8 protein-coding genes are annotated in these 12,026 nt (G+C 54.7%); 2 read left to right on the top strand and 6 right to left on the bottom strand.

Annotated elements, in window-relative coordinates; all coding sequences use genetic code 11:
• Positions 1–18 precede the first annotated feature (18 nt).
• The 5 genes from RMSM_RS26475 to RMSM_RS26455 form a co-directional block, all read right to left on the bottom strand.
• Entirely contained in the window at positions 19–1,434 is a 1,416-nt protein-coding gene (locus RMSM_RS26475; protein WP_008703992.1) for a phage tail sheath family protein, read from the bottom strand.
• Positions 1,435–1,469: 35 nt separating this feature from the next.
• Complete coding sequence (locus RMSM_RS26470; protein ID WP_008703990.1) at positions 1,470–2,114, bottom strand: hypothetical protein; 645 nt, start codon at positions 2,112–2,114, stop codon at positions 1,470–1,472.
• Positions 2,115–2,430: 316 nt separating this feature from the next.
• Positions 2,431–3,141: a hypothetical protein gene (locus RMSM_RS26465; protein ID WP_144057980.1), complete on the bottom strand. Its 711-nt coding sequence runs from the start codon at positions 3,139–3,141 to the stop codon at positions 2,431–2,433.
• 182 nt (positions 3,142–3,323) lie between these two features.
• On the bottom strand, positions 3,324–3,944 hold the full coding sequence (locus RMSM_RS26460; RefSeq protein WP_008703985.1) for a hypothetical protein: 621 nt from the start codon (positions 3,942–3,944) through the stop codon (positions 3,324–3,326).
• A 543-nt stretch (positions 3,945–4,487) separates the two neighbouring features.
• Positions 4,488–5,540 carry a S8 family peptidase gene (locus RMSM_RS26455; protein WP_201767080.1) on the bottom strand — a complete coding sequence of 351 codons (1,053 nt, stop codon included), beginning with the start codon at positions 5,538–5,540 and terminating at the stop codon, positions 4,488–4,490.
• Positions 5,541–6,016: 476 nt separating this feature from the next.
• Here RMSM_RS26455 and recG point away from each other — a divergent pair, with 476 nt between their 5' ends.
• Positions 6,017–8,179, top strand: coding sequence for an ATP-dependent DNA helicase RecG (gene recG / locus RMSM_RS26450; RefSeq protein WP_008703980.1), 2,163 nt, complete (start codon positions 6,017–6,019; stop codon positions 8,177–8,179).
• A gap of 225 nt (positions 8,180–8,404) precedes the next feature.
• Entirely contained in the window at positions 8,405–9,454 is a 1,050-nt protein-coding gene (locus RMSM_RS26445; protein WP_008703978.1) for a lysylphosphatidylglycerol synthase transmembrane domain-containing protein, read from the top strand.
• Between the two features lie 275 nt (positions 9,455–9,729).
• Here RMSM_RS26445 and RMSM_RS26440 read toward each other — a convergent pair whose 3' ends face one another.
• Positions 9,730–11,760 (bottom strand): S46 family peptidase, encoded by a 2,031-nt coding sequence (locus RMSM_RS26440; RefSeq protein ID WP_008703975.1) that lies wholly within the window; start codon positions 11,758–11,760, stop codon positions 9,730–9,732.
• Between the last annotated feature and the right edge of the window lie 266 nt (positions 11,761–12,026).

Genomic DNA, 12,026 nt, shown 5'->3' with positions numbered 1-12,026 from the left:
GTCGTTCTGGTCGTGGTGTTACTTCCACAGCGAACGAAGTAAGCGTTCCCTGGGACTACGGCCTTGGAATGCACCCTGTCGGAATAGGTTCTGCATGAAGGCGCCGACATTCAGTCGGACCTCAGCCCAAAGCGGCTCGTCGTTCGGCTCGAACACCGCCCACTGTGTTCCACGATACAGGCTCTCTTGAATGAACAAGGCGGTTCGGCGAACTGCAAGGTATTTCCACTCCGAAGCCAGGCGGTCATCACCGGCGAGTGTGCGTGAGCCCCAGACCACGTTGCCATAGACGGGGAAGTTCCGCATGCAGTTGACCCCCTTAGGATTCAATGCGCCGTTCTCGCCATCGGTCATCTTGAAAGTGAACTCACTGACACCAACCAGCGAAGCTTCGATCCCGGCAGGCGCTTTCCACACTCCACGTTGTAAATCGGTCGTGGCCATGACCCCGGCGACCGCGCCACAGGGGACAAATTCGTGAAGCCGGTTCTCTTTCAGTTCGTCGGGCATCTTCAAGTTTGGGAAAAAGAACGCCACATTCTTGGAGTTGTTGGTTCCGATCTCTTTGCGAAGATCCTCGATCCGCTTATTGCCATGGGTAACCGTTTTCGCTGTATCGATCGCGGGATCGACGAGCAGAATCGCACGTCGATCGGAACAGTACTTTGCTGCGCTCTTGTAAACCGTCTCGGTAATACCGTCGGTCCGTGTCTTCGGTGGGATGCAAAGGATATTGAACAGATCTGCTTCCTCAAGAGCGTACATGCCGGTTTTGTCAAGCTGTTCGCCCAAAATGTCTTCGTCACGAATAGCACTTCCGTCGACGCCATCGCCTGCCGAATCGTAGCTACCGTCGCCTGGCGAGCTGCTCAATGCCGCAGTGTCGGCGGTGTCGACCAGCATCGACTCCTCGTCGATGACCGTGCGGACATAACGTGGACTGTCGGGATCGATCGAGACGTTTCGGAACACCTCTTCCGAGAGCTTTTGTGGGTTCCCGTCTTCGTCGTTGATGATCTCTTGAATCCGCAGATTGAAGAGCTTCGCATCCGCTTCGTCACGAGTGAAGTGGTCGACAACCGCGCGCAGGTTGTTGCCCCACTTGCCCTCACCGGAGGCCTGTAGCTTCAAGCCACCGGCGTCGAGTTGTGCCCTCTTCGCGTCGTTGGCATTGGCAACACGAACGATGATGGCTTCACTTCCGCCGTTGTTAAAAAATTGCTGTACGGCGTAGCTCATCATGCTGGTGGTATCGAGTCCACCGAATTGCCGCTGGAACGCGCCGAAGTTGAGAACCTTGATCGGTTCATTCGACGGTCCGCGAGCAGCCCGACCGATAAAGGCCGTGATCGAAGTCGCCACAGCAACGATCGTACGAACGCCGCTGGAGACTTCCTCGATATAGACGCCGGGATAGGTAGGTGTGACTGGCATGGTCTGGATTCTCGATTGGGCGGACGGATGGACAACTATCGGCTGGTTGGTTCAAGTTCCATTGGATCTTGAACAGGATATTGCTGGTCCTTGGTCCCGCGTCCGTTTTGGTTACCAGTCCCGGCTGGCGCATCGCACGTCTCGCAGTCGGGGCACGTTTTAGAGTTCGGCTCGCCGACGCCGTAGGTGACGTTGATCACCACCTTTTTCATTTCGGGATTGGTGATGCATGCGAACAGCTCTTTGCAGGCTCGGAACCAAATGTGTTTGGCATCGAGCGGTTGTAGCTTTCGCGACACATAAACGTGCGGTCCGTCGAGATACTCAAACTTGTTTGCGAGTTCAGCCTTCGTTTTCGCATAGATGATCCCCGGGAACTCTTTGCCACAGGAGTCCTTGTACTTGTAGTGATCCGCATGGATGGCAACGAATGCCAGCTCTCTCCCTGGCGTCGAGGGCTGCTGAACCGGTTTTTGCTGCTGCTGTTGTTGTGGAGCCTGAGATGTTATGGATAGCGCCACCCAACATTCGCAGTTCTCAGGAGTCAGGATGACCTCCTCGTTGATCGCCTTGCAAATATCGAATCCACAGTAATCTTTGGGCAGCTTGGTTGATTGGGGTTGCATCTTGGGCCCGTCTTTTACAGTGACGGAGATGGAGATGTCGGCTTCTTTGCTCATCGGAGAATGCCTATTTGAGTTGGGGGACATCAGTGAAACGATGATGACCTAATTGTGGCATCGCTTTAGTGGAGGCTCTACAGTCGCTTTGTTGTCGCTTAATGAGAGTCAGAAATGGACGATGCGATGTGTCGACTATGATGTGATCACGGTCAATTTAAAGAATATTCACGCGTTATAATTTGCGTGACGTTGCCTTGATCGTGCGTTGTATTTATTGCAGCCATCACAGATGGCTCGCATCGAGAGCCAAGGCAATAAATATTGCCGCAATGTGGGGGTATGCCGCGTGCATCCGTTCGTCCAGATTCGGAAACTACCGGACTCGATCCCACAATACACCTTGCCCCGAACCATCACCGACAAACCGCAGCAATGGATGGATCTGTGCACGATTGAGGTTGCGGATGGTGTCGTGCAACCGTCGTTTGGGGTCCTGATCCAACCGGGGTGACAAGGGATCATCGATCCGTACGGGCCAATCGTCTTCTTCAAACGCGGAAAGAATCGCCGTTTGATTCGGTGAGGGAAGCCGATAGCGTTTAATGATTTGATTCTGGAACGAAAGTTCTTGACGATCGGGATTCCAAACTGGATGTATGGCCGGAATGGGTTGCGCAGAATTAGTGGCAGCAGGATATTTGCTTGTCTGATTGTTTGACGCGTCTGAATCGCAGCCGTCGGACCTACCCTGCTGGGCAAACGCAAAGCCGTGCTCGGTCAAACGGAGGCAACTTTCGGTACATATCGCCGCGCCGCCTGCGCGAAACGATCTTGCTGTGTCACCGGGCAACGTCAATTCAACAAGATGCTCGACGAAATCTTGGGTCAACAGCCAACGAACATCGCACTCGTTTAGTCCGGCCTCACAAAGTGACTTGTATCTGACCGCAAACTCTTGCGAGTTCACGTCACTCGCACTGGCGTATCGATACCCGATCGCGAGAAGTGATAGCCCATCCTGAAGCCGAGCCCAAATCCAGTCCGTGTCAACACCTTCGAAGTTCGTACATTGCCTGAGCATCATTTGTCCTCGATGTTTCTTGACTCTCATCTCCTTGCTGAGTGGCTTGGAATTCCTTGTCAGACCTTTTTTAATGGTACTCCTTCTTCAAAATACAGACGAAGTGGGGGCGCGATGGGGAAGCATACTCGTCGAGCAGCAATGAAGGCAGGCGATCGGTTCATTCATTCCGACAGGGTTTCGGTTTAAACGACATCCCAAACAATCCCTTCGCCAGTACCATCGCCTCCAAATCGGATCACGCATTGAACATGGTGCCGATTCATGCTCTTGATCGTATCGTGCAACCGACGTTTCGGGCATTGCTGTGCGATCGGCGGCAATGGATCGTCGATCCTTAATGCCCATTCCTCTTCCTCAAACGCAGAAAGAATCGCTTCCTGGTTCTGTGCCGGACAGCGATAGCGTTTGATCAGCTTTCCGTTGAACGATAACTCGCGATTCTGGGGATCCCAAGTTGGACGTTGGTAGTCGATCGTACCGGATTCAATACGACGAGCCGTTTGAATCCCCAGATCCGTCAATACAAAGCAACTTGATTCCGACAGTAGAGTCGAGCACGGTTTGCTGAACTCGCGACGCGGGTCATCAACACGAGTTGTTTCAAAAGCATGCTCAACGAGCCCTTCATGAATAAGACGTCGGAGGTCGCTGTGTGCAAGGCCTTGCGACCGCAGATCGCTAATTTCAACTGCGAATTCCCACGTGTCCACGTCAACTTGTCGAGCATGTTCCGAGGCACGTAATAATTGATGCAACGCCGCCCCCGATACCGAAATTCGATGGTTGTTGACGCCATCCGACATATGTTTTTCCCGAGAGAATATGTGTGGTACAGATTTGTTGCGACACAAATGCTCTAGTTTCATTGATGGGCACGCCGTCGTCTCGTGACGACAGCAGGAAGGGAACCGGAACGCGATCGAAGTGACAGCTAGTCCTAGCGGCGGATTTATGTGGATCTTTCGGCGAGGAGTTGGCGTGAATCGACAGACAATTGTCTCGATTATTCTCGAGAATTGAGGGGTTGTTCGTCGATTTGCAATAGGTGTCAGAAATCGTTTGCGAGATGGCGCGGATGTAAACGGCGGGGAGAACGCTGTTCCCATTGGCTTCCCCACGAAGTAAGAATGAGGAGGGTGACTTGCTTGGGGGACATAGTGGGGTGATGGGATAGCCGACAGCAAGGGCGGCTTGGCTGCATTGAGGTGTGTCGAAGTTCGGGCGTTAAGGTATTGGGGGCGGTGGACCGGGATGAGGAAGGAGTGAAGCGGAAGAGATTGGGGAAACAAGCGGCGAGGTCATCGCCGATGTGGGCGATGTCGCACGGCCATTTGATGCTTCATACTTCATTGTTGGGGGGCTTGGACCATGCCGTTGCCGATGTCTTCGAACGAGGCGCCTTGCACGAATGTCGCCGACGATAAAGTTCTTGCGGCAAGGTTCTCGCTGGTTAAGAAACCGAGGTTCTGTTTCTGCTGTTGCGCCCATAGCGCGGCACATCCGGCAACGTGGGGAGTCGCCATGCTCGTTCCGCTGATCGTTCGCAGTGCGTCATTGCTGTCGATCCATGACGATGTCACGCTGACGCCCGGGCCACACAAGTTGCATTGGGTGTTGGAGAATGATGCGATGCTCAAGTTGCCTGCAGCAGAACGTTGCAAAGCGCCCACCGAAACCATGCCGTCGCCCGCGGCAGGCGGTGCAACGGCGATCTCGTAGCTCGGACGTTGGCTTTCATTTCCCGAGGCGGCGACAATAATCGCAGCCTGGGAGAACGAGCCTGAACGAGCGAGCAGGAAGGTCAAGCTGGAGAATAGATTGACGTTCGCACGGTACTGCTCCAGTGCAATCGATGTTGCAGCCTCCGCCGGAAGCCCTTGGCTGATCATGCTGGCGACGTAGCCTGGGAAGTCGATTCCCAATGACATCGAGATGACATTCGCTCCCTTTTCGTAGGCCCAGTTGATGGCCGTGGCTAGCGATGCCGACGAGCCTCCGCCGGGGCCTAGCACTTTCCCGATGACCGCATTGGTAACGCCACGGGCCACGCCGATCCGCAATCCATTGACATCCCTGCCGAAAATAGTTCCCGCGCAATGGGTGCCGTGGCCGTGATCGTCGTCATCACTGCCCTGCGTAAAATTGCGTCGTTCCAATTGAACGCCTTGAAATGCCACGTGGTTGGGGTTGATCCCCGTGTCCAGCACTGCAACGACTACTCCATCTCCAGTGAAGGGGCTGGTGTGAGCACTCACTGCCTCGATGCCCCAGGTGTTGCCCACTGCGGTCGGCGTGGGTTCGGGAGCTCCAAACGGTTCGATCAATTTCAGAGGCATCGGGTCTGCTACCGCGATCACTTCGGGGTCACGTTGCAAATCCGCCACTTCCGATGATGTCATCGAGGGCTGTTCAAGGACCGGCTCCGCAAGCGAGGGCAGGCTCTCCATTTCGAACGGGCTTGCGCCAAGCGGTCCAGCGTTCCGCACACGGCGGAAAGAAGCTTTGCGACGAAGTACGATTCGTTCCGTTGAGTGGGTGTTCATGATTCAATCTTTTGGGAAGCAAGGGCGATCAACAAGGTTCCAGCTTAGATTGCGGCTGGGGGGTGGGGAAACGGAACAAAAACGCTTCCGGTGGGTTTCCCTCGACAACGGCTCTTGGCTTGCTACGGGCAAGTCGGTTGTTGTGACGGGGGGAGATTGGATAGACTTTTAAGAGCTGCCGATCTCACGACTGTGACCAAAAACGACTCGCTGCTGGCAGTATTTGCCTAACTGCAATTCAGCTTCGTTATGATGGCAAGACCGGGAAATTGCCTCTGAGTGTGTCCCGGAGATTCCTCCTCTTTTTTTGCCGCCTTATACCTATTCCGACGATGGACCAAGAACAAACTCCGCCCGTCACGATGACGACGCCGGTCCGGTTTCTGCCGGGGGTGGGGGCATTTCGTGCCGAGAAATATGCGAAGCTCGGGCTGCGGACGGCGCAAAATGTGTTGTTCTTCTTTCCTCGCGATTATGAGCGGCCTGCCCCTCCTCGATCGGTTGACAAGCTTCGCGAAGGCGAACAGGCTTCGCTGATCGGGACAATCACGGACGCGGAATTGGCATCCCGGTCGCCGGGTAAGTCGGTTTTTGGCGCGATCGTCGAAAATGAAACAGGCGCCGTCCGCATCCTGTTCTTTAACCAGCCCTATCGAGCAGACCAAATTAAGTTTGGCCAACGTGTCGTGATCTCAGGCGTCCCAAAACTGACTGGCCTGCGGATGGAGTTCGTGCATCCCCAAATAACGATGCTGGACGAGCAAGACGATTACCCCGAGCCAAAAATCTTGGCGATCTACGCGTTGACCGAAGGCGTTAAACAGAACGATCTTCGCCACTTGGTCGGCAACGTCCTCGAGATTCTTGGTGACGAAATTCACGAGGTGATGCCCGAGCGATTGCGGAGCGAGTCCGCCGATGTACTGCGAGCGGCCGGCGTTGAAATTGAGGGGCCTCTCTACGACATCCAAACCGCGGTCCAGCAGTTGCACCAACCGGACAACGAGGCTTCGCTGCAGGCGGCTCGACTTCGGCTGGTGTTTCAAGAACTGTTTGTGATGCAATTGGCGCTGGCGATGCGGCGACGCAAATTGACAAGCGATCTACAGTCACCACCGCTGTCGCCTTCATCCGTGATCGATTCGCGAATCCTGAACCGGTTTCCGTTTGAATTGACCAACGATCAACGCCAAGCGATCAAGGATGTCAGCCAGGATATGGCGTGTCAATTTCCGATGAACCGGATGCTGCAAGGCGATGTGGGGAGCGGCAAAACGGTCGTCGCGGTGTATGCAATGATGTTGGCGGTCGCCAATGGACACCAGGCCGTCATGATGGCTCCGACGGAAGTGCTTGCTCGGCAACACTACCAAACCTTGTGCAAGATTCTCGCCGATAGCCGTGTCCGTATTGGATTGCTGTGTGGTTCGATCAGTCGTGCTGAGCGATCCGAGACAATCCAAGCGATCGCGTCGGGCGAAATTGATCTTTTGGTAGGCACTCAGGCACTGCTGTACGGCGACATTCAGTTCAGCAAATTGGGGCTGTGTGTGATCGACGAACAGCACAAGTTTGGTGTCGGGCAACGCGTGACGCTGCGAAGCGGTGGTGTGGATCCGCATTACTTAGTGATGTCAGCGACTCCGATTCCTCGTTCGATGGCGATGACGCTGTTTGGCGATGTCGAACTGAGCACGCTACGTGAGAAACCGCCTGGTCGGGCGACCGTCAATACGTATCTCGCTCACGATGGATGGAAAGATCGATGGTGGTCGTTTGTGCGAGAGCGGTTGAACGAAGGACGGCAAGCCTTTGTGGTCGCCCCGCGTGTGGTTCCGACAACGAAATCTGCCGCGGAGGATTCGGACGACGACGAGAGCGAAGATGTCTCGTCGGTGCAAACCGTTTTTGAAGATCTTCGCAAAGGCGTGTTGTCCGAATTTCAGATCGGACTGTTGCATGGCCGCATGACGGCGGATGAAAAGATGGCGACGATGCAGGAGTTTGCTGCGGGTGAGATCGACGTGTTGGTCAGCACAACGGTAATCGAAGTGGGGATCGATGTGCCCAACGCGACCGTGATGACGATCCTCGGTGCGGAGCGGTTCGGGCTCGCTCAATTGCATCAATTGCGAGGACGGGTTTCACGAGGTTCGCATGTGGGGCACGTGTGCGTTTTTTCGGATGGGGATCAGCCACCAAGTGAGAACGAGCGACTGAGTTTGTTTGAGAAAACGAACGATGGTTTTGAGCTTGCCGAAGCCGACTTTGAATTGCGAGGCCCAGGGGATCTACTGGGGCGGAAACAGAGTGGAATGGCACCGCTGCGAATCGCCGATCCGCGCCGCGATATCGAAATCCTGAGGGTCGCCAGGACGATGGCCCAGACGATGATCGAAGAGGATCCGGAACTGGATGCCCCCGATTGCCACGATTTGAAGTCGCAGGTGATGCGGCGGTATGGGAAACGACTCAATCTGGGCGACGTGGCGTAGCGAGGTATAAATCCATCGCGGGTCCAGATGGCATTGGGCTTGCGCCGTGCCACTGAGCAAAGGGAATTGAAAAAGTTAAATTGACAATCGTAAATTGAAAAATGGAACGAGACCGAGGCCTCGCGATGTAGCGTGGTACCCTCAATTTTAAATTGTCAGTTGACAAGCCAATTTCGAAGGCGGCTTGGAGAGTCGGACGCTGGCAATTATCTTGCTTCGATGCATATGACATGGAAAAAAGCCGCGACACTCGCTTTGAAATTTGCCATTCCGGTGGCAATTATCGCTTGGCTGGCGAATCACATTGATTGGGCCCAGTTATCGACTCAGCCCAAAGATTACCGATTATTGGCCTGTGCGTTGGCGGTGGCGATGATCGGATTAAGCCTTTCGTTCGCTCGTTGGTGCTTGCTGGTTCGTTGCCAAGGGATCTCGTTGTCGATGATCGAGGCGTTTCGGCTCGGCTCGATCGGTTTCCTGCTGAACTTTGTTTCGGCGGGCAGCGTGGGCGGGGACCTGTTCAAGGCGATTTTCCTGGCAAAAAAACGTCCTGGGAAACGGATCGAGGCGGTCGCATCGGTGTTTGTCGATCGCGGCGTGGGGCTGTTTGGCCTGCTGTTGCTCGTAGCACTCGGGTTGATGTTGGTCCAGCCGAGTCACTCGACCGAGATTGATCGCGAACAGATGCAGCAGATCAAAGCGGCGACCGCGATCCTAACGACTCTCGGAACTGTCGTGCTTTGCGGCTTGGTCTTTGGCGGCAAGGGCGTCGACCGGATGGTTCGCGCGGGCAGTCAGCTGGCGATCGTGGGGCCAGTGGTGGCCAAGATCGGACCCCCGCTGCGGATGTTTCATGCTCACCCAATCGCGTTTTTAGTCTCGATCGTGATGAGTATCGGCGTGCATTCGTCGATGATCCTTAGCATGTATTTGATCGCCCGCGGACTCTATGCGGCGCCGCCGACCTTGATCGAGCACTTTGTGATTGTGCCGATCGGGATGCTGGCCGCTGCGATGCCAATCACACCTGCAGGATTGGGCGTCTACGAAGCGACCATCGAATGGCTTTACCGCATCGTGCCTGCGACCGCCACCTCGGCTTCGGGAACGTTGGTGGCATTGGTGTTCGAGATTGTCAAAGTCGCGATGGCCGCGATTGGGACCGTTTTCTATTGGACCTCTAGCGAAGAGCTTCGTGAGAGTGTCGAAGAGGCCGAGGAAGCAGAAGATGGCGACGAAAACAAAGACGATGCGATCGAATTGAAACAGGTGTGAGCGGATGGGGGGCGGCGAACGTCATCGCTGCTACCCCGGCTCCTGCCTGGACCCCCTATGCCATCTACTGTTGGCAACCACTGGAGATGCTCAAGTAGTGGGATTCGCCAGAATTCCCATCTTTGCTGTTGAAACACCAGGAACTCTGGCGAGTCCCACTACCAAAGTAGCTGGCCTTGGGCTCGCGCCCACCGAGCGAGTAATGACGGGGCAGTAGCCTCGGAAACGGTACGTTCCCAGACAGGAGCCTGGGAACGAGCGTCGATCAAAGACGGCTATTTGCCGATGGAATCGGCGAGCGACTGGGCGTCATAGATCGAACGCAAAGCTTCGATAATCCCGACACCGGAAACGCTGACCGCTCGTGCTTGTTCGTCGCTGTAGAGATAGTCGCTGGTCAAGCTTTGGATGTTGCCGTCAAAGATCAAGCCCACCAATTCACCATCGCGATTGACGACCGGCGAACCACTGTTGCCGCCAATGATGTCGGCGGTGCAAACGAAGTTTAGCTGGGTGTCCAAGTCGACTTCGTCCTTTGCGTTCATCCATGATTCGGGCAGATCGAAATCGGCTTGCCCTTTATGAGCTTCCGCGTGCTGGTAAGCTCCGGCGAAATTGGTGGTCGGATCAATCTGTTTGCCGTCTTCGACATAGCCTTTGACCGTTCCGAATGCCAATCGCAAGGTAAACGTTGCGTCGGGGTAGCCGCCGGTGCCTTCGATTTGGGTGACCGCCTGGGTCACTTTGGCGTAGGCTTGGCGCTCCCGCTCTTCGATTTGTTCATTGCGTTCTCGAATGCGTCGATATTCGGCTTCAAGTTTGCGAGCCAATTGGATCATCGGGTCGTTTGACTGTTGCACGGCGTCATTGCCAGCTTCGATCAATTGTTTGCGAAACGCCACGTCGGCTAGTTGAGTGCCTTCGACGAGCGCCGCGGCTCGTTCACGCGGGCCTTTGCCGTCCAAAATCGCTTGAATCAACGTGTCCTCGGCGCCCCGCAAAATGGTCAATCGCGAAAGTTCGTCGCTCAATTTGACTTGCTCGAGATCTTCGTAGATTGGTGCTTCACTGAGCAGCGATTGCAGCTTTGAATCACGCGATGCATCGGTGAACTCATGCAGCCGCTGGTCATTGGGTTTGAGGTCTTCGGTGGTGAGCAACACGATCTGCATCGCAGTGTCAAACAGCGTGCTTCGCAGGCTGACGGTTTGCGTCAGCATTTCGCGTTTCGCGTCTTGGATTTCCGCAATTTCCGCCCATGCTGCTGCGAGTTCCTTGTGTTCTGGGTTGTCACGCAGTTGGTTGAGCAGCTTATCTTCGCGAGCCTGTTTGGCAACAAAGGTTTGCGGATCTTGCAGCCCCGCCAACATACCTGTGTAGGCTTTGCGTGCGTTTTGGATGCCAAACAATTCATCGCGTGCGCGGCGTGCCTGTTCGGTGCCTTCAAGACCAAATTGCTGCATCAAGATCTCCTTGCGACGAAGAAAATCGAGCACATACGGCAACCGATCGTCTCGCAAGAATTTGAGAGCCGCGACGGTAAAAATACGTTGGGTCCGTCCAGGGTTGCCACTGACGAAAACCAGTTCGCTTTCTTGCAAAGGCTCTGGGCTCCATCGCAAGAAGTTGTCGAGCTTCGCCGGTTTGCCCTCTTCATAAACCCGCATGATCGTGGCGTCGAGGTTGTAGCGTGGGTATTCAAAGTTATCGGCGTCGCCGCCAAAGAAGGCTGCTTTCGTTTCCGGTGCCCACACCAGACGGACGTCGGTGTATTTTTTGTAGCGGTAAAGATGGTATTGGGCACCGCCGAACAAGGTTACCACATCACTTCGCAGACCGGTTTTTTCGAACGATTCTTCCTCGATCGTCGAGATCACACCGCGTCGTTGCTTCAGCGCATCGTCGCTGGATGCTCCGGGTTTGACCGCTTCGTTGACGCGGTCGGTCACGTCCTCGATCGAAACGAGTTGATTCAGTTCTAGGTCGGGAGCCTTTAATTCTTGGTCCAGCGACTTGGCTAGATAGCCGTCTTCGATCAGATTCAATTCGGGGGTGCTCAGCTTATGAAGCGTATCGCTGGCGACGTGATGGTTGGTCAGAACCAGCCCATCGCTGGAGATAAACGATCCCGAGCCTCCGCTGTTAAATCGAACCGACGCCAGTCGGAGTTGATCAGCCCATTGCGAGTTGGGTTCAAAATTGTGTTTTTGTTTCAGCGTTTCAAGGGGCAGGTCATTGAACAGATACATGCCCTCGTCGCCATACGACGTGACGGGCAGCGAAAGTGAGGTGGTCAGCAAAAACATGAGCAAGGCTATTCGGCTTCGGATTTTCATGTCTAGGATTTTTCGATGGGGTTGAGGAGCGTTCGTAAGGTGACTCGCGCGTTTGTCTATCTTAGCAACATCCTCCGCGGTGATTGAGAACCCAAATTGGGGTGATCAACGGGATTTTCTACGTTGCTTCGCGCGGATTCATCTTTCGTCCGCCTCTATTTTTTTTGTAGCTAACAGAGGTTGAGATCGAATTACGCCGGACCCAAGGGAATTGGTTATGCAAGCGAATATTGTCT

This window comes from Rhodopirellula maiorica SM1 (genome assembly GCF_000346295.1).
Taxonomy (GTDB): domain Bacteria; phylum Planctomycetota; class Planctomycetia; order Pirellulales; family Pirellulaceae; genus Novipirellula; species Novipirellula maiorica.
The sequence above is the reverse complement of the archived record's forward strand: the minus strand, read 5'-3'. Positions and strand labels throughout refer to the sequence as shown.